General features: G+C 61.1%; 18 protein-coding genes. 6 read left to right on the top strand and 12 right to left on the bottom strand.

Going from position 1 to position 21,618, the window contains the following annotated elements; translation table 11 throughout:
• Window positions 1–16 precede the first annotated feature (16 nt).
• The 7 genes from ELH03_RS22180 to ELH03_RS22150 all read right to left on the bottom strand — a co-directional run bounded on the left by ELH03_RS22180 (window position 17) and on the right by ELH03_RS22150 (window position 8,865).
• The gene (locus ELH03_RS22180; protein WP_130766651.1) at window positions 17–2,467 is read right to left on the bottom strand and encodes a GcvT family protein; all 2,451 of its coding nucleotides are present in this window, start codon (window positions 2,465–2,467) and stop codon (window positions 17–19) included.
• On the bottom strand, window positions 2,468–3,343 hold the full coding sequence (locus ELH03_RS22175; RefSeq protein WP_128400231.1) for a phosphotransferase: 876 nt from the start codon (window positions 3,341–3,343) through the stop codon (window positions 2,468–2,470). It abuts the gene before it with no gap.
• Window positions 3,344–3,526: 183 nt separating this feature from the next.
• The gene (locus ELH03_RS22170; RefSeq protein WP_128400230.1) at window positions 3,527–4,603 is read right to left on the bottom strand and encodes an ABC transporter ATP-binding protein; all 1,077 of its coding nucleotides are present in this window, start codon (window positions 4,601–4,603) and stop codon (window positions 3,527–3,529) included.
• 32 nt (window positions 4,604–4,635) lie between these two features.
• Complete coding sequence (locus tag ELH03_RS22165; protein WP_128400229.1) at window positions 4,636–5,733, bottom strand: Gfo/Idh/MocA family protein; 1,098 nt, start codon at window positions 5,731–5,733, stop codon at window positions 4,636–4,638.
• Entirely contained in the window at window positions 5,733–6,620 is an 888-nt protein-coding gene (locus tag ELH03_RS22160; protein ID WP_027682265.1) for a carbohydrate ABC transporter permease, read from the bottom strand. The genes ELH03_RS22165 and ELH03_RS22160 overlap by 1 nt, the downstream gene beginning before the upstream one ends.
• Window positions 6,613–7,572 (bottom strand): carbohydrate ABC transporter permease, encoded by a 960-nt coding sequence (locus ELH03_RS22155; protein WP_130659391.1) that lies wholly within the window; start codon window positions 7,570–7,572, stop codon window positions 6,613–6,615. The genes ELH03_RS22160 and ELH03_RS22155 overlap by 8 nt, the downstream gene beginning before the upstream one ends.
• A 6-nt stretch (window positions 7,573–7,578) precedes the next feature.
• Entirely contained in the window at window positions 7,579–8,865 is a 1,287-nt protein-coding gene (locus ELH03_RS22150) for an ABC transporter substrate-binding protein (protein ID WP_128400227.1), read from the bottom strand.
• A 197-nt stretch (window positions 8,866–9,062) separates the two neighbouring features.
• On the opposite strand from ELH03_RS22150, the gene ELH03_RS22145 reads away from it, so the two are divergent.
• The 5 genes from ELH03_RS22145 (at window position 9,063) to ELH03_RS22125 (ending at window position 14,469) form a co-directional block, all read left to right on the top strand.
• Window positions 9,063–9,740 (top strand): TetR/AcrR family transcriptional regulator, encoded by a 678-nt coding sequence (locus ELH03_RS22145; protein ID WP_027682268.1) that lies wholly within the window; start codon window positions 9,063–9,065, stop codon window positions 9,738–9,740.
• 129 nt (window positions 9,741–9,869) lie between these two features.
• On the top strand, window positions 9,870–11,018 hold the full coding sequence (locus ELH03_RS22140) for a Gfo/Idh/MocA family protein (RefSeq protein WP_128400226.1): 1,149 nt from the start codon (window positions 9,870–9,872) through the stop codon (window positions 11,016–11,018).
• A 3-nt stretch (window positions 11,019–11,021) separates the two neighbouring features.
• Window positions 11,022–12,185: a dihydrodipicolinate synthase family protein gene (locus tag ELH03_RS22135; protein WP_128409919.1), complete on the top strand. Its 1,164-nt coding sequence runs from the start codon at window positions 11,022–11,024 to the stop codon at window positions 12,183–12,185.
• A gap of 28 nt (window positions 12,186–12,213) precedes the next feature.
• Complete coding sequence (locus ELH03_RS22130) at window positions 12,214–13,038, top strand: sugar phosphate isomerase/epimerase family protein (protein ID WP_128400116.1); 825 nt, start codon at window positions 12,214–12,216, stop codon at window positions 13,036–13,038.
• A gap of 153 nt (window positions 13,039–13,191) precedes the next feature.
• On the top strand, window positions 13,192–14,469 hold the full coding sequence (locus tag ELH03_RS22125) for a Gfo/Idh/MocA family protein (RefSeq protein WP_128400115.1): 1,278 nt from the start codon (window positions 13,192–13,194) through the stop codon (window positions 14,467–14,469).
• Between the two features lie 131 nt (window positions 14,470–14,600).
• On the opposite strand, the gene ELH03_RS22120 is transcribed toward ELH03_RS22125, so the two are convergent.
• The 3 genes from ELH03_RS22120 to ELH03_RS22110 form a co-directional block, all read right to left on the bottom strand.
• On the bottom strand, window positions 14,601–15,611 hold the full coding sequence (locus ELH03_RS22120; protein WP_130659387.1) for a hydroxyacid dehydrogenase: 1,011 nt from the start codon (window positions 15,609–15,611) through the stop codon (window positions 14,601–14,603).
• Complete coding sequence (locus tag ELH03_RS22115; RefSeq protein ID WP_128400113.1) at window positions 15,608–17,464, bottom strand: DUF2264 domain-containing protein; 1,857 nt, start codon at window positions 17,462–17,464, stop codon at window positions 15,608–15,610. Before ELH03_RS22115 ends, ELH03_RS22120 begins: the two co-directional genes overlap by 4 nt.
• 127 nt (window positions 17,465–17,591) lie before the next feature.
• On the bottom strand, window positions 17,592–18,611 hold the full coding sequence (locus ELH03_RS22110; protein WP_128400112.1) for a LacI family DNA-binding transcriptional regulator: 1,020 nt from the start codon (window positions 18,609–18,611) through the stop codon (window positions 17,592–17,594).
• Between the two features lie 143 nt (window positions 18,612–18,754).
• On the opposite strand from ELH03_RS22110, the gene ELH03_RS22105 reads away from it, so the two are divergent.
• On the top strand, window positions 18,755–20,041 hold the full coding sequence (locus ELH03_RS22105; protein WP_128400111.1) for an ABC transporter substrate-binding protein: 1,287 nt from the start codon (window positions 18,755–18,757) through the stop codon (window positions 20,039–20,041).
• A gap of 78 nt (window positions 20,042–20,119) precedes the next feature.
• Here ELH03_RS22105 and ELH03_RS22100 read toward each other — a convergent pair whose 3' ends face one another.
• Entirely contained in the window at window positions 20,120–21,091 is a 972-nt protein-coding gene (locus ELH03_RS22100; RefSeq protein ID WP_128409917.1) for a glycoside hydrolase family 26 protein, read from the bottom strand.
• Between the two features lie 4 nt (window positions 21,092–21,095).
• Window positions 21,096–21,617: a DUF995 domain-containing protein gene (locus ELH03_RS22095; protein WP_130766650.1), complete on the bottom strand. Its 522-nt coding sequence runs from the start codon at window positions 21,615–21,617 to the stop codon at window positions 21,096–21,098.
• Between the last annotated feature and the right edge of the window lies 1 nt (window position 21,618).

Raw genomic sequence — 21,618 nt, 5'->3', positions numbered from 1 at the left:
CCGCTCTAGACTCCCGCTACGCCTTGATGCGCGCCATATCGGGATCGTAGAGCGGCGACAGCGAGACCTTGCAGGAGATGCGTTCCCGCGCGACATCAAGCTCATAGGTGCCGGAGAGGACGAAATCCTCGGTCACGCCGTCGGGATTGCGGATGTAGCCGTAGCCGATCGGCTTGCCCAGCGTATAACCGAAGCCGCCGCTCGACAGCCAGCCGACGCGCTTGCCGTCGCGATAGATCGTTTCGCGGCCGAGCAGCACGGCATCCGCATCCTCCGGAATGAAGCAGGCGAGGCGTTTCTTCACCCCACCCGCAAGCTGCCGTTCGATCGCCTCACGGCCGCGGAACGGAATATTCTTCCGCATCTTCACCGCCCAGCCGAGACCGGCTTCAACAGGCGTATGGTCGGGACCGATATCCGACCCCCAGGCGCGATAACCCTTTTCCAGGCGGCAGCTCTCAATGGCGCGGTAGCCGGCATTGACGAGGCCGAGCTCACCGCCTGATGCCATCAGCACGTCATAGACCGTGGTCGCATACTCGATGGGAACATGCAGCTCGTAGCCAAGCTCCCCGACATAGGTGATGCGCAGTGCCCGCACCGGGCAGCCTGCAATGCCGATGGTCCTGACCTTGCCGAAGGGGAAGGCTGCATTCGAGACGTCGCTGCCCGTCACCTTTTCCAGCACGACGCGGGAATTCGGTCCCATCAGCGACAGCACGGAATAGGCAGATGTGACGTCGACCAGCTCGGCATGCATCGCCGCCGGGATATTGCGTGCGATCCAGTCGAAGTCATGGGTGGCGAAGCCGGTACCGGTGACGATGTAATATTCGTTCTCGGCGATGCGGGCGACCGTCACGTCGCATTCGATGCCGCCCTTGTCGTTCAGCATCTGCGTGTAGATGAGCGATCCCACAGGCCTTGCGACATCGTTGGAGGCGATCCAGGACAAGGCTGCCTCGGCATCCCTGCCCTTCAGCGCGAATTTGGCAAAGGAGGTCTGGTCGAAGATGACTGCCGCTTCGCGCACGGCCTTGTGCTCGCGGCCGACGGCGTCGAACCAGTTCTGCCTGGTGTAGCTGTAGACATCCTTCGGCTCTTCGTTGGCGAACAGATCGGCAAACCAGTTCGGCCGTTCCCAGCCAAGCTTTTCGCCGAAACAGGCGCCCTGCGCCTTCAGCCGGTCATAGAGTGGCGATTTGCGGCAGGGGCGGCCGCTCGAATGTTCCTCGAACGGCCAAGCCATGGTGTAATGTTTGCCATAGGCTTCGAGCGTGCGTGTCCGCACCCAGTCGGTATCGAAATGCGGCCGGCCGAAACGGCGGATATCGACCGGCCAGAGATCATAAGGCGGTTCGCCCTTCGTCACCCATTCGGCAAGCGCCATGCCAGCGCCGCCGGCAGAGGCGATGCCGAAGGCGTTAAAACCGGCGCCGACGAAGAAATTCTTCAGCTCCGGGGCCTCGCCAAGAATGAAGTTGCCATCCGGCGTGAAGCTTTCCGGGCCGTTCAGCAACTGCTTGACGCCAACGTTTTCCAGCGCCGGAACGCGGCCGAGCGCCTGTTCCATGATCTGTTCGAAATGGTCGAAATTGCTGTCCAGCAGCGTGTAGTGGAAACCTTCAGGGATGCCGCTTTTCGCCCAGGGAATGGGGTTCGGCTCGTAGCCTCCCATGACGATGCCACCGACCTCCTCCTTATAGTAGGTCAGGCGATCGGGATCGCGCAGCGTCGGCAGGTTGGAGGGCACGCCGAAGGATTCGGTGATGATGTATTGATGCTCGACGGAGACCAGCGGCACGTTGACGCCGAAACGGGCGGCGAAGGCGCGCGTCCATTGGCCGGCGCAGACGACGACGCGCTCGCATTCGATGCGCCCTTGCGCCGTGATGACGGCGCGGATCTTTCCCTTGTCGATTTCGAGGTCGAGGACTTCGGTATCCTCGAAGATCGAAACGCCGGACATGCGGGCGCCCTTTGCCAGCGCCTGGGTAATGTCGGAGGGATTGGCCTGGCCGTCGGTCGGGAGGAAGGCAGCGCCAACGAGATCGTTCACCGTCATCAGCGGCCAGAGATCGAAGGCTTCCTGCGGGGTCAGCAACTGCATTTCGAGGCCGAAGGACTGCGCGGTGGTCGCCTGGCGCCTGACCTCGGTCCAACGCTCCTCGTTGCAGGCAAGGCGCAGGCCGCCATTCATCTTCCAGCCGGTGCCGAGACCCGTTTCCTCTTCCAGCCGCTTGTAGAGATCGACGGAATAGCCAAGAAGCTGGGTAATGTTGGCGCTGGTGCGCAGCTGGCCGACGAGGCCGGCGGCGTGGAAGGTGGTACCCGAGGTAAGCTTCTTGCGCTCCAGCAGGACGGTATCGGTCCAGCCAAGCTTACCAAGATGATAGGCCGTCGAGCAGCCGATGATGCCGCCGCCGATGACCACGGCTTTCGCCGTCTTCGGTAATTCCTTCGTCATTTATTGGTCCTGCTCAAAGGCTTGATAGGCGCGCTCGAAGCGCGCGAGATTTTCGGCCGTGTAGCCGGCGTAATCGAAATCGATGGTGGAATGAATTTCCGAAATCATGCTCCAGAGCGCCTCGCGCAGCAGCGAGGCGCATTTCATCGCAGCATAGCGCCTGCTGAGATCATTGGTCAGCGGCCGGTCGAAATAAGTCTCCAGCATCGTGCGCTCGGCCGCTTCCGAGAGTTCGTTGTTGGAGGCCAATCCGCCAAGATCGAAAAGCGGCGTGTTGAAACCGGCATAGTCCCAGTCGATCAGCCAGAGCCGTTTGCCGTCATCGAGAAAGTTGGCGGCCAGCAGATCGTTGTGGCCGAAGGCGATCTCGAAAGGTCCTGCCGCTTCTTCCAACATATCAGCCTTGCCGACGAGCCCCGGCAGCAGAGGAAGATAGGCGCTCTCCGACGCCTTCAGATTGGCGGCGTAGTCGCGGATGACGTGGAAGACCCAGAAGATCATCGCCTGGCCGCGGAAATGCCGGGCGATGTCGCGATGGCAGGCGCGGACCAGCGGCACGACCCGGGCCAGCATATCAGGCGTCCTGATGTCCTCCGGCGAAAGCGCTCTCGCCTCGATATATTCGAGCACCAGGACGCCCGGCGAATGGTGGATGACCGCCGGCGAAATGCCGGCCGCATGGGCCGCACGACTTGCGGCAAGCTCGTTCTGCCGGCTGATGTGATGGATCGGAATATCGGTGCCGAGCCTGACCACGCAGCGCGCGACGGCATCGCTGACCAGATAGTTCCTGTTGGTGATGCCGCCTGCTATCGGCGAGATTTCGATCGGGCCCTGCCAGATGCCAAGCGCATGAATCCTATCTTCAGGCGTCATGCATCATCCCCCAGAGCATGATGCCGAAAAGTGTGAGCGGTTTTCGGACGACATCATGCTCTAACTATTTAACTTAGAACAGGATTCAAATTTTAGGCCGACCCGGCCTAAAATCATCCTGTTCTAGCGACCCCTTCCGAAATGATGGGGCAGAGGAGGATCTGATGTCAAGCGGCGGTGCGCTTAGATCGTCTTGCCGGCCGCGTCGAAGACGTGACAGCGGGCCGGATCGAAGGAAGCCTTCACATTGGCGCCGCGCTCCACTTTCTGCTGGCCGTCAAGCGCGACGGTCAGGAGCTGGTTATCCGGCGTCGTGGTGTAGAGCATGGTGGCGCCGCCGAGATTTTCAACGAGATCGACGTTGACGGTCGAGAGCGTGATTGCGCCTTCGGCCAGCGAAAGATGCTCGGGACGGATGCCGAATGTGACGTCCTCTCCCGCCCCGCCGTTCAGCCGGCGCGGCAGGCGGACGGAATTGCCGCAGACATGGATGCTGGTTTCGGCCTCGCCGACCTGCTCGATGCGGGCCTTCAAAAAATTCATCTTCGGGCTGCCGATGAAACCGGCGACGAAGCGGTTGGCCGGGTTGTTGTAGAGATCGAGCGGCGCGCCGACCTGCTCGATGCGGCCGGAATTCAACACCACGATCTTGTCCGCCATCGTCATGGCTTCCACCTGGTCATGGGTGACATAGATCATCGTATTGCCGAGGCTGCGGTGCAGGCGGGAGATCTCGACGCGCATCTGCACGCGCAGTTCGGCATCGAGGTTCGACAGCGGTTCGTCGAACAGGAAGATCCGCGGTTCGCGCACGATGGCGCGGCCGATCGCAACACGCTGGCGCTGGCCGCCGGAGAGCGCCTTCGGCTTGCGCTCCAGCAGCTTCTCGATCTGCAGGATCTCGGCGGCGCGCCTCACTTTCGGCTGGATATCGGCCTTCTTGTAACCCGCCGTCTCCAGGCCGAAGGCGAGGTTCTTGTAGACCGACATATGGGGATAGAGCGCATAGGACTGAAAGACCATGGCGATGCCGCGCTTGGCGGGCGCCACCTCGTTCATGCGCTCGTTGTCGAGCAGCAGCCCGCCGCCGGTGATCTCCTCGAGACCGGCGATCATGCGCAGAAGGGTCGATTTTCCGCAGCCCGACGGGCCGACAAAAACGACGAATTCGCCGGGATCGATCGTCAGGTCGATGCCATGGATCACGTCCAGCGAGCCGTAGCGCTTCTCGACCTTCTGAAGAACGACACTGGTTGCCATCTTCTCAAAACCCTCTCTTTTTATTTTGTCGGTTACTTCGTTCTTGCGCGCCAATCGGCGTATTTCGGACTGTCGGGACCGACCGGCAGCGGAACATCAGCGCCGCTGTCGGAAGACTGGTAGATGGCGGTGACGAGTTCCAGCGCGCGGCGGGCGTCCCGGCTCGTTACCGGCAGCGGCGCATGGCCACTCAAAAAGGCATGGAACTGGCCCATCTGCGTGGTGAAACGCGGCGCGACCGGCTGCCAGTCGCCTACCACCCGGTCGATCTTCTCCCGCACGTCGTCGTTCGCGGCGATGATCTTCCAAGGGTCTTTGCCGGGCGTATAAGGCTCGTGGCTGCTTTCGAAAGTGACATTCTCGAAGTGCAGCCTGAGCCGGCTAATCTGCTCCTGCGACCCAAGGGTACAGGAAAGCGAGACAAAGGCGCCGTTTTCCATCAGCAGGCTGGCGGAGGCACAATCCTCGACCTCGATATCGTTGACACGGGTGGCGACCCGGCCGAACACCCTTGCAGCCGGGCCCATCAGATGCATCAGCATGTCATGCAGGTGCAGGGCATGGGTGACGAGCACGCCGCCGAGTTCCGTCGCCCATTTGCCGCGCCAGGGCACGGCGTAATATTCCGGTTTGCGCAGCCAGAAGGTTTCGACCGAAGCGGTATAGGGCTTACCGGCAATACCGGCGTCGATAATCCGCTTGGCCTTCTGAATGCCGTCGCCGTAGCGATATTGGAAGATCGGCATCAGCACGCCTTTGGCGGTCTTTTCCGCTTCCATGATGGTATCGACGGCGGCAAGCGAGCCCGTCAGCGGCTTTTCGCAGACGACATGTTTACCGGCAGCCAGGGCTGCGATCACCTGCTCCAGATGGATACCGGGAGGGGTGCAGATATCGACGATGTCGATCGTGTCGTCGGCCAACAGCTCCGCAAAGGAAGTCGTGCGCCGTTCGATGCCGAACTCATCGCCGATCGCCGCCATGCGCTGCTCGTTCAGGTCGCAGATCGCCACGACCTTGAACTTATCGGAATGCGGCAGGTAACCTTCGACGATGTGGGAGCGGCCGATACCGCAACCAACGATCGCGACCGTCCTGATGCTAATGTCGCTCTTTCCCGTTATCGCCATCAACGTTTCATGCCCGTCGTGGCGATGCCCTCGATCAGCAGGCGCTGGAAGAACAGGAAGAAGAAGAAGACCGGTACGAGCGTCAGGGTCGACATGGCGAACAAACCGCCCCAATCCGACGCGCTGGTGGAATCCACGAAAGTGCGCAGGCCGAGCTGGATCGTATAGGTGTTCATGTCGTTCAGGTAGATTAGCGGACCGAAGAAATCGTCCCAGGTCCAGATGAAGGAGAAGATGGCGGCCGTTGCCAAAACCGGCAGCGACAGCGGCAGCATGATCTTCCAGTAGATACGCCAGGCGCTGCAGCCATCCATCATCGCCGCCTCATCGAGTTCGCGCGGGATACCGCGGAAGAACTGCACCATGAGAAAGATGAAGAAGGCATCGCTTGCCAGGAACTTCGGCACAACCAGCGGCAGGATGGTATTCACCCAGCCGAGGTTGAGGAAGAGCACATATTGCGGGATCAGCGTCACATGGTAGGGGATCATCAACGTGCCGAGCATGATCGCGAACCAGAAGTTCCGGCCGGCAAAACGCAGCCGCGCAAAGGCGAAGGCCGTCAGCGAACAGGCGATGACATTGCCCGTCACCACCAGCAGCGAGATGACGAGCGAATTCCAGAAGAACCGGCCGAAGCTGACATCGAGGCCGACCCAACCGCGCGCATAGGAGGAGAGATCGATCGACGACGGGATGAGCGAGGTCGACGAGAAGATCTCGTTTTCCGGCCTTACCGATGCCGAAACCATCCACAACAGCGGATAGAGCATGAGAAGTGAAGCGGCGATCAGCAGGGCGTGGATGATGAGCGACGCCGGCAGGCTGCGTTTGGTGATGTCGGATGGCGGCCTGGCCGCAGTGACGGAAGCGGTCATCTCAGTCATCGTAGTGCACCCAATAACGCGAGGTCAGGAAGGAGAAGGCGGTGAAGATCGCGATGATCACCACCAGGATCCAGGCGAGCGCCGAGGCGTAGCCCATGCGGAAATTGCCGAAGGCTTCCTGATAGAGGTAGAGCGTGTAGAAGAGCGTCGAGTTGATCGGACCGCCGGTGCCGCCGGAGATGATGAAGGCCGGTGTGAAGGCCTTGAAAGCATCAATCGTCTGGACGACGGCATTGAAAAAGATCACCGGGGTCAGAAGTGGCAGCGTGATCTTGTAGAATTGCCGGAACTTCGAGGCACCGTCGAGGCTCGCGGCCTCATACATATCCTGCGGGATCTGGCGCAGGCCGGCCAGGAAAATAATCATCGGTGAGCCGAACTGCCAGACGGACAGCGCCACCAGCGTGTAGATCGAATAGTTCGGATGCGAGATCCAGCTTGGGCCTTCGATGCCGAAATGCGAGAGTGCGGCATTGACGAGGCCATCGCTGGCGAAAAGCTGACGCCAGAGCACGGCGATCGCCACGCTGCCGCCCAGCAATGACGGCAGATAGAAGATAGCGCGGTAGATCGACAGCCCACGCAGACCGCGGTTCAGCGCCATGGCGACCAGCAAGGCGAAGGTCAGTTTGAACGGCACCGAGAAGACAACATAAGTCAGCGTGACGTGCATGGCGGCCGAGAATTTCGGATCCGCCGTGGCGATGCGCACGTAATTCGCCATTCCCACCCACCTCGGCGACTGCAGCATGTCGAAGTCGGTGAAGGAGAGGTAGAGCGAAATCAGGGCCGGCCCGAGCGTCAGCCCGAAAAAGCCGATGAGCCACGGAAGAAGGAAGAGATAACCGGGAGCATTGGCGTTCCAGAGACGCCTGAAGCGTCCTTCGGCCACAGCCCCTTGATATCTTTCCACATTTATGGCCCCTGCGGGCGTGCGCATCGCATTGCTCATACGGGATCAGCCTCGTGCGAGAATCTGCGTGATTTCATCGACAAGCTGTTTGCCGCCATCGGAAGGAGATACCTGTCCGAAGGCCACCTGTTCGGCGATGTTGCGCAGGGTTAGCTCACCCTCACCGGCGCCGGCGGGCGGTGGCGGCGGCAATTTGCCGGCGAGTTCGCCAAGGCCGCTGACATAGGCCAGCGCAATCTTGCCGTTCTCGTCGAGCTTCGCCGCGACGACCTCACGCATGGCGCTCGATTCCGGAATGCCGCGTTCGACATCCAGAAGCAGCGCCGCCTCGGGGTTCTTGACGAAGAAATTGACGTAGTCCACGGCCAGGTCCACGGCTTTCGACTGGGCGGAGACCGAGAAGAACATCGAAGGCTTGCGGTAGTGGCCGCCCTTCGAATCCGCCTTGACGCGCATGTAGTTCGTCAGCGCGAGCTTGTCCTTGTTCATTGCCTGATAGGCGACGAACTGGTTGGAATGGGCGAAACCAGCGGCCGACTTGCCGAGCGAAACCGTGTTGGTTTCGATATCGTTCTTGTCGAGGGCCTGGACATCGGCAGGAACGCAGGCGCCGGCCGCACGGAACTTGGCCCACATGTCGTACCATTCGGAGGCATCGTCCACGCCGAAGGCGATCTTGCCGTCGGCGGTATAAAGCGCCTTGCCGCGCTGACGCAGCCAATTTTCAAACAGCGGTTCACCGCCGCTGCCGTCGGCCATGCCGAACATGCCCTTGCGTTTGCCTGCCTTGGTAATCTCCGCACCGATGCGGCCGAATTCTTCCCAAGTGGTTGCCTGAGTCGGCAGATCGACGCCGGCCTCCTTGAAGGCAGTGGTGTTCAGGACCGTGGCCGCCGAATTCGCCCCGAGGCTGACGCCGTAGAGGTGGCCGTCGACGCTGCCGCCTTCGATCTGCGCCTTGTCGAAATCGTCGAGGTTGAGCTTGGCCGGCATATAGGATTCGAGCGGGGCGAGTGCGCCGCGCCGCGCATACTGGACGATGTAGCGATAGTCCATCTGGATGACGTCGGGCGCATTGCGGCCGGCGACCTGGGTCGCAAGACGCGGCCAGTAGTCGCCCCAGCCGAGGAATTCGCCGGTGATCGACGTGCCCGGCTTCTTCGTCTGATAGAGCTGCGATACCTTGTTGGTGCGATCCGCGCGCGGCTGCGAGCCCCACCACAGGAGACGCAGGCGCGTTTCCTGTGCCAAAGCGCTGGTTCCCAGCGCCGAGAGCGAAAGAAGCGTCGCTCCTCCCGCAACGAAATTACGTCTGCTTACACGTAGGCTCATTTTTTCCTCCTCCAAAGGGAAGCGCCTCCACACGCTTCCGAAACCTAGTTACCCTTGCATAAATAACTAATTGGTTACAAGCTACGGGCAAAGCGGCGAGCGTGTCAAGCGGTGTCGCTCGCGGCCATTCAAATTCGGTTTTTACAATTTCGCACCGAAGGCTTATGAGCGCAACATGTGAAGACGGAGGTGGAGAGATGAACGACAGCGGGGAGAATGGGGAAAAGAAGAGGTCTCGACGCCCGGTCGCGGAACGGACGGCCCACCGCGATCCGGAGCGGACACGCGCTGCGATCCTCGAAGCGGCAACCCGGGAATTCGCCGAAAATGGCATGGGTGGGGCTCGCGTCGATGCGATCGCAGAGCGCGCCGGCACCAACAAGCGGATGCTCTATCATTATTTCGGCGACAAGGAGCAGCTCTACCTCAAAGTGCTCGAAGAAGCCTATGTCGGCATCCGCACCGCCGAGCGCGCGCTCCATATCGGCGACCGCAGCCCGGAGGAAGGCATCGGCGAACTTGCGCTCTTCACCTGGCGTTATTTTCTCCAGCATCCGGAATTCCTCAGCCTGCTCGGCACGGAAAATCTGCATCGCGCCCGCTGGCTGCGTCAGTCCGTCCGGCTCAAGGAACTGCATTCGCATTTGATCGGCGAGCTTTCGGACGTGCTCGAGCAGGGAAAGAAGCAGGGCGTCTTCATCCAGACCGCCGATCCCCTGCATGTCTACCTGACGATCGCCTCGCTCGGTTATTTCTACCTCTCCAACCAGTACACGCTGTCGACGATCTTCGGCCGCGACCTGATCGAGCCGACCCATCTCAATGCCTGGGAAAGGCATATCGTCCACGTCACGCTCGCCTCGATCAAGCGCTGAATCTCGAAAATCGGATTTGACTCTTGACAGCCGCTCCGATCTTCTGCCATCAAGTAACTGTTTAGTTACCGGCTTGGGAGGGCCGGGCGGATGCCCGCTCCCGCCGCAAAAGATTGCTGGGAGGAAAAAATGGCACGCTTGGGGATCATCTTGCACGGCGTCACCGGCCGCATGGGCTACAATCAGCACCTGGTGCGTTCGATTCTCGCCTTCCGCGACCAGGGCGGCATTATGCTGAAATCGGGAGAGAAACTCGAGATCGACCCGATCGTCGTCGGCCGCAACGGCGCCAAGATGGAAGAGCTGGCAAAGAAGCACGGCATCAAGCGCTGGTCGACCGATCTCGATGCCGCTCTTGCCAATCCCGACGACACGATCTTCTTTGACGCCGGCACGACGCTGATGCGGGCCGAACTGCTGTCCAAGGCACTCGATGCCGGCAAGCATGTCTATTGCGAAAAGCCGATTTCCGACGACCTGCAGGTGGCACTCGATCTTGCCCGCAAGGCGCGCGGCTCCGGCCTCAAGCACGGCGTGGTGCAGGACAAGCTCTTCCTGCCCGGCCTGCGCAAGCTGGCGCTGCTGAAGGATTCCGGCTTCTTCGGCAAGATCCTCTCGGTGCGCGGCGAATTCGGCTATTGGGTTTTCGAAGGCGATTGGGGCGTGCCGGCTCAGCGCCCGTCCTGGAACTACCGTAAAGGCGACGGCGGCGGCATCATTCTCGACATGCTCTGCCACTGGCGCTACGTGCTCGACAATCTGTTCGGGGAGGTCAAGGCTGTCTCCTGCCTCGGCGCCACGCATATCGGCCAGCGCATCGACGAGCAGGGCAAGCCCTATGATTGCGACACGGACGATGCGGCCTATGCGACCTTCGAGCTCGAAGGCGGCGCGATCGCGCAGATCAATTCCTCCTGGGCCGTTCGCGTCCGCCGCGACGACCTCGTCACCTTCCAGGTCGACGGCACACATGGTTCGGCCGTCGCCGGCCTGACGAAATGCTGGAGCCAGCACCGCGTCAACACGCCGAAGCCGGTCTGGAACCCGGACCAGCCGCAAACGATCGACTTCTACAAAACCTGGGACGAGGTTCCCGACACGCAGCCATTCGACAACGGCTTCAAGGCACAGTGGGAAATGTTCATCCGCCATGTGGTTGAAGATGCGCCGTGGCCCTATGGCCTGGAAGCCGGCGCCAAGGGCGTACAGCTTGCCGAACTCGGCCTGAAATCATGGGCCGAGCGCCGCTGGCTCGATGTTCCCGCACTGGAGTACTGAGCCGTGACGACGATCAATCTCCCTCTTGACGGCAAGATCGTCCCCTACACGCTGACCGGTACGCCGATCGCGCTCGCCAGGCGCGACGCCAAGGCCTTTCCGCGCATCGCCTTTGCCGCCGCCCATGTCGTCGCCGATCCGCTCGCCGACAACGATCCGTGGTTGACGCCGGCGATCGATTGGGAGCGGACGCTCGCCTTCCGCCACCGGCTCTGGGATCTCGGCCTCGGCGTTGCCGAAGCGATGGATACGGCACAGCGCGGCATGGGCCTCGGCTGGCCGGAAGCGCGCGACCTCATCCGCCGGGCGCTCAGTGAGGCGGCCGGCCGCAAGGATGCGCTGATCGCCTGCGGCGCCGGCACCGACCATCTGACGCCGGGACCTGACGTCACTATCGACACGATCCTCAGAGCCTATGAGGAGCAGATCGAAACCGTGGAGGCGGCCGGCGGCCGCATCATCCTGATGGCAAGCCGGGCGCTTGCCGCTGCCGCCAAAGGACCGGACGAATATGTAAACGTCTATGACCGCATCCTCCGCCAGGTCAGGGAACCCGTCATCATCCATTGGCTCGGCGAAATGTTCGATCCGGCGCTTGAGGGCTATTGGGGCAACAGTGATCATATCCAGGCCATGTCCACCTGCCTCGAGGTGATCGAAGCCCATGCCGACAAGGTCGACGGCATCAAGATCTCGCTGCTCTCCAAGGAGAAGGAAGTGGCGATGCGCCGCCGGCTGCCGAAAGGCGTGCGCATGTATACCGGCGACGATTTCAACTATGCCGAACTGATCGCCGGCGACGAAGAGGGCAATTCCGACGCGCTGCTCGGCATTTTCGATGCGATCGCGCCGGCAGCCTCGGCAGCCCTCGAAGCGCTCGGCCGCAAGAGCAACCATGAATTCTTCGACCTGCTGGAGCCGACCGTGCCGTTGTCGCGCCATATCTTCAAGGCGCCGACGCGCTTCTACAAGACCGGCGTCGTCTTCCTCGCCTATCTCAACGGCCTGCAGGACCATTTCGTCATGGTCGGCGGCCAGCAGAGCACGCGCTCGCTGACGCATCTGGCCGAACTCTTCCGCCTGGCCGACAAGGCACGGGTTCTGGCCGATCCCGAACTTGCCGCAAGCCGCATGCGCCAGGTGCTCGCCGTCCACGGCGTCAACTGAAGCGCTGAGGTGATGGGAGGAGAATGACATGCAGGTCGAAGGACTTTCGATCAATCTGGCGACGATCCGCGAACAATGCGGTTTTGCCCAAGCTGTCGATATCTGCCTGAAACACGGCATCACCGCGATTGCGCCGTGGCGCGACCAGGTTGCCAAGGCCGGTCTCGATGAAGCGGTGCGTATCGTCAAATCGAACGGCATCAAGCTGACCGGGCTTTGCCGCGGCGGCTTCTTCCCGGCGGCAAACGATGCCGACTGGCAGAAAAATCTCGACGACAACAGGCGTGCGATCGACGAGGCGGCGGCATTTTCAGCCGATTGCCTCGTGCTCGTCGTCGGCGGCCTGCCGGGCAGTTCGAAGGACATCGTCGCAGCCCGGCAGATGGTGTTCGACGGCATCGCCGCCGTTTTGCCGCATGCGCAGGCCTCGGGTGTAAAGCTCGCCATCGAGCCGTTGCATCCAATGTATGCCGCCGACCGTGCCTGCGTGAACACACTCGGCCAGGCGCTCGACATGTGCGAGCAGCTCGGAGAGGATGTCGGCGTTGCGGTCGATGTCTACCATGTCTGGTGGGACCCCGATCTCGCCAACCAAATTGCCCGCGCCGGGCGCATGAAACGCATCTTTGCCCATCACATCTGCGACTGGCTGGTGCCGACAAAGGACATGCTGCTCGACCGCGGCATGATGGGCGATGGTGTGATCGACCTCAAAGGCATAAGACGGATGGTGGAGGCCGCCGGTTTCTTCGGCGCTCAGGAGGTGGAGATCTTTTCGGCCGAAAACTGGTGGAAACGCCCGGCCGAAGAAGTGATCGCCACCTGCGTCGAGCGCTTCAGGAGCTGTTGCTAAAGCATGTCGCGCAAAAGTGTGCAGCGGTTTTGCGACCATGACATGCGAAAAACCAAAGAGCTAAAGCGCGGGCCAAGCGAATCTGAAAGATCGCGACGCGCTTTAGGCCTGATTTCAGTATTTGTTTCATCACGCATGCAGGAGGATCATTCGATGGAGAAACGCCGTTTTGCCCTGATCGGTACGGGAAACCGCGGCACCACCATGTGGGGCAAGGATCTGCTTGCCGGCTGGCGCGAGCATGTCGACCTGACCGCGATCGTCGAGAAGAATTCGCTGCGCGGCGAACGCGCGCGCAACATGATCGGCAGCAATGCGCCGCTCTACGAAAACATCGATTCGATGCTTGCTGAGCAGAAGCCGGATCTGGTCATCGTCTGTACGCCCGACCATACGCATGACGATATCGTCGTGCGGGCGCTGGAGTCCGGTATCGACGTCATTACCGAAAAGCCAATGACGACCTCGGTCGAAAAGATTCGCCGGATTCTGGATGCCGAAAAGCGCACCGGTCGCCGGGTCGACGTGTCCTTTAACTATCGCTATGCGCCGACGGCTGCGAAGATCAAGGAATTGCTGAATGCCGGCGAAATCGGCCGAGTCACGTCAGTCGATTTCCACTGGTACCTGAACACCAAGCACGGCGCCGACTACTTCCGCCGCTGGCATGCCTATACGGAAAATTCCGGCAGTCTGTTCGTCCACAAGGCGACGCATCATTTCGATCTGTTGAACTGGTATCTCGACAGCGATCCCGAAGCCGTCACCTCCTTCGCCGACCTGCAGAATTACGGTCGCAAGGGCCCGTTCCGCGGCCCGCGCTGCAAGCTCTGTCCGCACACGCATGAATGCGACTACTACCTCGATCTCGAGGCCGATCCCTTCCTCGATTCACTCTACGAGGATCCCTCGAAGATCGACGGCTACTTCCGAGACGGCTGCGTCTTCCGCGAGGACATCGACATTCCCGATACAATGGTGGTGTCGCTCCGTTACCGCAACAACGTCCATGTGTCCTATTCGCTGAACACCTTCCAGCCGATCGAAGGCCATCACCTTGCCTTCAACGGCACCAAAGGGCGCATCGAGCTTCGCCAATATGAGGCCCAGCCCTGGGAAGAGCCGAAGGAGGACACGATCCTCCTCATCCGCAATTTCCCGAACGGCAAGGAGGCGGTGGAGCGCATCGTCGTTCCACATTTCACAGGCGGCCATTACGGCGGCGACGACCGGATGCGCAACATGATCTTCAAGCCCGATATGGAAGACAGGCTCACCCAGCGCGCCGGCACGCGGGCGGGCGCCATGTCCGTGCTTTGCGGCATTGCCGCGCTGACGAGTTCACGCACCGGCAAGGTGGTCAACATTGCCGATCTCATGCCCGAACTTGCCAATGACGGTTCGCCAAATTCGCTGAGGACGTCGCGCTGATGCCTGTTGCCTAGAGCGATTCCGTTTTTCGAGGAATCACGGAAATGCTCTATCTCTTTGTTTTTGCGCAATTCCGGAAGTAAAACCGCTGCGCACTTTTGCTGGAATTGCTCTAAGCCGCTTGATGCGCCTCAGGCGATGTTTTCGAGATTTGCCTGGTGGATCTGGTAGAGCAGCGGCTGGCCAGTCACGAAGCGCTCTATCTCGTCCACCGCCATCTCGCCAAGGCGCGCCCGTTCCAGCCCGATGGCGCCGGCAATATGCGGTGTCAGAAAGACGTTCGGCAGATCGTAGAAAGCAGAACCCGCCTCCGGGATCTCCGGATCGGTGACATCGAGGATCGCGTCGATGTGGCCGGTCTTGAGCGCCGAAAGCAGCGCGGCCTCATCGATGAGAATGCCGCGCGCCGTGTTGATGAGCGTCGCGCCGTCCTGCATCAGCGACAGCCTTCGCGCATCGATTATATGCCGCGTCGACGGCAGCGACGGCGCATGCAGAGAGACGATGTCCGCCTGCCGCATCAGTTCGTCGAGATCGACCTTTTCCGTTCCGAGGCCGGCTGCCTCGGCGGCATCAAGCGTCGGATCGGCGAGCAGCAGTCTATAGTCAAAGGGTTTCAAGAGCTCGATCACGCGCCGGCCGATGCGCGAAGCGCCGACGATGCCGACGATGCGGCGGTAATTTCCGATCGCTTCGCGCTGCATCGGATGGGTGCGGTTGCGGTTTCGGTCGGCGACGTAGAGATCGCGGAAACGGAAAACGCGCTTGCCGGCGAAGATGATCGCCGCCAGCGTGAATTCGGCCACCGGCACGGCGTTGGCCTCGGCCGAATGGCTGACCGGGATGCCGGCTTCGAAGATGGCGTCATCGATGACGCCCTTGACCGTACCCGCCGCATGGACGATGAGCTTAAGATGCGGCGCTGCGGCGGGGATTTCAGGCCCGACATAGGGCCCGCCCCAGCCGGTGATCAGGATTTCGGCTTGGGCCAGCAGGCGCCTCGCACGCTCGTCGTCGAAGCGCTGAAGCGGTTTGGAATCCAGCAGGCGACCGATGCCGCTCAGCCGGCGCAGGACCTCATCCGGCAGGACATGCTCGGTGCGCGACGGTTGCATGGCAAGGACAATGGCCGGCTGGCTCATGGCATCTGTCCCGGCGCCTCGATGGCGCTGACTGTCACGCCCTTTTCCCTCACCAGGGCCTCCAGCGTTGCAATGTCAGGCGCTTTCGGCGGGATCGTCCAGACAGACGAGACAGCAGCGGGATCGTCAAGTGCCAGTACTGCCGTCACCAGGATGGTTTCACCGGCCAGAATCTGCCCGCGTAGCTGCGGCACGAGGGTTTTCGCGACGATCACATTGGTGTTGGGCATTGCCTTCTGGACAAGCCCCGAACGTTTGACCGAAGAGCCGAGATCGAGAATGCCGGTGAAATCGGCTTCGCCGATCGCATAGGCCACCCCACCTGAAGCGGACAGGGTATCCAGCTCGAAATCCCGGCGGGCGACGGCAAATCCGCCTTCGGCAATCCGCAGCGGCCGGCTTGTCCTGATCCGGTGGAGGCGGATATGCCAGGGTGCGGCGGGCACCAGCCAGGTTTCAACGTCGACATCGGCAAAAGGCGACCATTTCGCATAGAGCACGTCGCCTGCGAGCCTGGCTTCCTCGTTCGTTTCGCGCACGCGGTAGTGCCGGCCGTCATCGCTGAAGGCAAGTGCTGAATCGAAGGCGGCAAGCGCAAAGGCGCGCTCATCGGCCTCGACGCTGAAGCCGTATCGAGCGGAATAAGCGAACTTCGCATATTTTTCCGTGCCGCACCGCATCTGCAGGTTTTCCTGGCCGGAAGACAGTGCCACGACATCGCCGCCCGCCCGCATGATCACCATGCCGGGATGACGCTGGGGGATGATGCCACGTGCCTGCTCCGGCACTTTTTCCTTCGCCGTCCAGAATGGGTGATCCTCAGCGATCGCCAGCGGCAGAAAGGCCTTGAAGGCCCAATAGGGCGAGCCGGCGGAATTGTAACTCTCCGACATCAGCAGGTTCGGATAGCCGAAGCCGATCGACAGTACGCCGTCGCGATCGGCAATCGGCTTGTCCTTCCACCAGCGCAGATGCTGCAGGCAGAGATGCTTGACCTCGCCCCAGGGCAGAGCCTCGACATCGGCGAAGGCGAGCGCCGACCAGAAGCCGGCGCAGGCAAAGCGATAGGTCAGGCTGCGGCCGAAGGGGATCGTCGCCCCGTCAGCGGCAAACCAGTGGCGGAAATCCCGGGCGAAGAGAACCGCGCGCTCGCGGTAGCGCTTTGCATAGTCGTCGTCGACGAGCTTCGAATAGATCAGGCCATAGAAATGCATGGCGAAGGGAATGTAGTGGTCGATGCGGCGGACGTTTCCGTCACGATACCAGCCGTCGCCGATATAAAAGCCTTCGAGCTCCTCAAGATATTGCCGCGTCAGGCTGCGGTCGAAATCGGCGCCGAGACGATCGAGCGCGATATCGACGAAGATCCGGAAGAATTTCCAATTGTTGTCGGCATAATCGAACTGCCTGACATGCTTGAGATAGGCGATGACATTGCTGCGGGCGCGCGCATCGAGCGGCTCCCAGATCTTTTCGGGCACCAGTGCCAGGGCAAAACCGAGAGCGGCAAGCTCGACCATCCGCTGATCGCGGCCATTGACCGTTCCCCAATATTCGGGATGGGCGGGATCGGTGCCGTTTGCGAGACCTTCGGCGAAACGATGCCAATGGGCGAAGTCACCCTTGCCTGCACCAAGCGGCGCCAGTCCCCAGAGCGGACGGGCGAAGCCTTCGAGATCGGCCGCCGCCCGGTCGAAATGGGCGCCGCCGCCATTGAGCGTGACGCGGGCATTACCGTTCGAGAAACAGGCGAGCAGCGGATCGAAGAGCGCAAGCAGGGCGCGGCTCATATCGGCGCGACTTTCCAGCGGATTGCCGGCGAGCGGGTTGGCGCTGGCGGGATCATAGGTCATCGGTATCACTCACGGGTTCTAGAGCATGATGCCGAAAAGTGTGAGCGGTTTTCGGACGACATCATGCTCTAACTATTTAATTTAGAACAGGATTCAGATTTTAGGCCTTGGCCTAAATCATCCTGTTCTAGGCGTTCGGAACGGTTCCTCCCGGAATGGGAACAACCGCCTGGCAGATATGGCGCGCAGCGGCCGACCTGTTGCGGAAGCGGGACAGCATCAGCGAAACGGCTTCGCGCCCGAGGGCAGCGCGGTCGACGCGCATGGTGGAAAGCTGCGGACTTGTCATCAGCGCGCAGGGCAGATCGTCGAAACCGACAATCGCGAAATCCTCCGGCACACGCAGGCCCGCCTCGGTGACGGCCTCGAGCACGCCGACGGCGATGAAATCATTCATACAGAAGGCGGCGGTAAAACCGGCATCTTCGGCAAGTGCCGCGGCGGTGCGGTCATGCGCCTCCCGGCTGGCGCTGCCGTCGAGGGTCAGGGACACGAGACGGCCCTCGGCGCCGGGGACGGCGGCGATCGCCGCCTCGAAACCGCGCACGCGCTCCCGGATCGTATGGCGGTGCGAACCGCTCAAATGCAGGATTCGGCGATGGCCGGCCCTTGTCAATCGGCTGGTCGCCTCGTAGGCGCCAAAGAAATTAGCCGGCGAAACGCCATCGAACTGCATCCTCGGATCAGTGCCGTTGACAAGAACGGTCGGTGTCATGGTCCCTTGCAACCAGCCGCGCAACGTCTCGTTCGGATCGATGCCGACGAGAAAGAGACCTTCAGCCCCCGCCGTCTGCATATAGTCGCGCACAGCATCCGGCGTGATACGATCCTCGCGGACCAGCCGGACGTCGAAGGGCATGCCCGCTTCCGCAGCGCCAGCGCGCAGGCCGTCGACGATCGCTTCATAGAAGACGCTGAGGGTGCCGGTGACGCCGTCGCTGGCAATCAGCGCCAGCCCGCCGGCAACAGCTTCGGACGCCGGTTTGACGGGATAGCCGTTCTCGGCTGCCACCTTCAATATCTGGCGACGGACGGTTTCGCTGATACCAGGTTCGTTGGCGAGCACGCGCGACACCGTAGAGACGGAAACGCCGGCCAATGTGGCTATATCGGCCTGACGCGGCCGTCTGATCTTTTGGTCGTTCATACGCAAACATTATGCAAATAATGCAAATTTGCAAGAAAATGGTTGCTTCTTGCAATAATATTTTTTTTGCGTAATCTGTTTGCAGAAGTGCTCGCCAATGCCGTTGGAGGATGGCAGCGGCAGTTGGGACAAGGAGGATCATCATGCAGGTCAATCGCCGTTTATTTCTGATGGGTTCAGCCGGTGCCGCCGCCGGTCTCGCCCTCGGTGCCGGAAGCGCCATTCCGGCCTTTGCCGAAGACGCGCAACTGCGTGCCATGTGGTGGGGGTCCAACGACCGCGCCAAGCGTACGCTCGATGTTGCCAAGCTTTATCAGTCGAAGACGCCTGGCGTCACTCTCGTCGGAGAATCGCTGTCGGGCGACGGCTACTGGACGAAGCTCGCAACGCAGATGGCCGGTCGCTCGATCGCCGACATCTTCCAACTCGAGCCAGGAACAATCTCAGACTATTCGAAGCGCGGCGCCTGCCTGCCGCTCGATGAATTCGTCCCTTCTACGCTGGACGTTAAGTCCTTCGGCGCCGACATGCTGAAACTGACCACCATTGACGGCAAGCTCTATGGTGTTGGCCTCGGCCTCAATTCCTTCTCGATGTTTTTCGACACAGTCGAATTCGAAAAGGCCGGCATCCCGTTGCCGACGCCCGATCTCACCTGGGATGAGTATGCCAAGCTCGCCGTTGAACTCGCCAAGTCCTCGGGCAAGGGCGGCGGCCCCTATGCGGCGCGCTACGCCTACGTGTTCGATGCCTGGCTGCGCCAGCGCGGCAAAAGCCTCTTTGCGAGGGAAAGCGTTGGGCTCGGCTTCACAGCCGACGATGCCAGGGAATGGTTCGACTACTGGGAGAAACTGCGTAAGGCGGGCGGCACCGTTGCTGCCGACGTGCAGACGCTCGATCAGAACACGATCGACACCAATTGCCTTGGTCTCGGCAAATCGGTGATCGGCATGGCCTATTCAAACCAGATGGTCGGCTATCAGCTGATCATCAAGAACAAGCTTGGCATCACCATGCTGCCGCGTGAAAAGAAGGGCGGTCCATCCGGCCATTATTACCGTCCGGCACTCATCTGGAGTGTGGGCGCTACGACCAAGCAGGGCGAAGCTGCTGCGAAGTTCATCAGCTTCTTTGTCAATGATCCCGAAGCCGGCAAGATTCTCGGTGTGGAACGCGGCGTGCCTATGTCGCCTACCGTGCGTGAAGCCATCCTGCCACAGCTCAACCCGACGGAGCAGGAAACGGTCAAATACGTGAACCAGCTCAAGGATCAGGTCGGTGAATATCCGCCGCCGGTGCCGATGGGAGCAACCCAATTCGACCAACGCGTGCTGCGCCCGATTTGTGACGAACTCGCCTTCGAACGGATATCGCCCGCCGATGCGGCGACCCGGCTCATCGAAGAGGGTAAGGCAACGATCAAGGGATGATCGGTCGCCCGACATGAGGAGAGGCCCGCAACACCCCGGCGGGCCTCTCCGTTTTTCAGGCCTCTGTTTTCCGGACTATCAGTTGCTGCTCAGGTCTTCGACGACGCGCCAGTCCGGCCGACCGAGATCGAAAGGCCATGCGTGCACGTCCCGGTCGTTGAAATAGACGACTTCCTGAAGATTCGGGAAGGCGCTCTGCTTCAATGTGGCAGTTTCGATCCACGGCCTAATATAGGCGTCGCCGCCTTCATAGCCGAGCTCCGCCACCCAGATGGGCTTTCCGTAACCGGCGACGAGATCATACCCCTGCTTCAATGCTTCCGAGAACGTCCGGTGCTCCTTGTGGGCAAGCTCGTCGTAGCGCTGCAGGCCGAAGACCGAGAGCCCGACGAGATCGACATAATCGTCGCCGGGATAATAAGCCTGAAGGCCAGGCTCTCCCTTCGGCGACCACATGATCTCTGTGCCGGGCGCCTCCTTACGGACGATGTCCATCATCCGCTTGTAGGCCGTGATATAGTCCAGCGGGCTCCAGCCGGACCATGAGAACCGCCCTGACTTGTCCTCCATCTCCTGCCCCCAGCGGACGATCACCGGGCTTTTCAGCTCGGATATCATATGCGCGATCGAACGCATGTTGACATCGTAGTCACCGCGCAGGACCTTGGCGCGAAGCTGTGCGGAGGTGAGCCGCCAATCGACGTCCCAGGACCATGGCTCCACAGTGATCAGCAGGTTGCGGCCTCTAGCCAGCGCATAGGCATCGGCGACGCGCAACGTTTCGAGGTCGACGTCCTCCCACGGCAGGAACAGGGCTTCGGTCGCGACATTCGCCTGCGCGCCGAAATCGCCGTGCGGATCGTAGGCCCCGAACTTGATGCCGTCAGCATGAAGGACGGGGCGCTTGTCGATGATCGCCTGCGCGGCCGCTGCCGGGTTTGGCGCAATGCCCGCATATTGCACTTCGCTTCGGCCCGGCAGATCCGCGAGACACAACAACAGCAGCGCAATCGCTGTGGTCGAGAGGTTGTTTTTCATTAGCTTCTTCATGGCTTCACCCTCCTTTTCGGGCTATTTCCTGGCTCAGCAGGACCTGCTTCAGTTCGCGCGCCTTCGCGCTAACCGTATCGACGGGAACGAGCTTGCGGAACTCGTCATCCGGGAGCTCCGATGCATGACGGAAGACGTACCACTTGCCGTCCGGCTGCCGCCGCTGATAGATCGTGTTGCCGATCTTGCGGTGACCGAAACAAGTGCTGGCGCGGGCCGCACCCTCGGCATTCGTCCAGGTCGCGCGCATGCAGAGCTGGCCGAGATCGTCGACCACCCATTTGCCTTCGGCAAAGGACGGCTTCCCCTTGTCATTGCTCCAGGCGATGAACCGCCGGCCGTCATCGAAGAAACGGCCGCCGCCGGTGTTCCAGGTCCAGGTCTTGTCGCCGTAGATACGATAGAGCTCATAGGCGCTAAGCGGCGTCGGTGCTTTCTTTTTGGCGACCTCGGCGCCGTGTGCCGCCATGGGCAGACACAGGCTGAGAGCGAGGGCCGCTCCGTATAGTCTCGATCCGATACTCATT

The organism is Rhizobium beringeri, from assembly GCF_004306515.1.
Taxonomy (GTDB): Bacteria; Pseudomonadota; Alphaproteobacteria; order Rhizobiales; family Rhizobiaceae; genus Rhizobium; species Rhizobium beringeri.
Note: the sequence above shows the minus strand (reverse complement) of the source record. Positions and strands in the feature narration are given on the sequence as shown.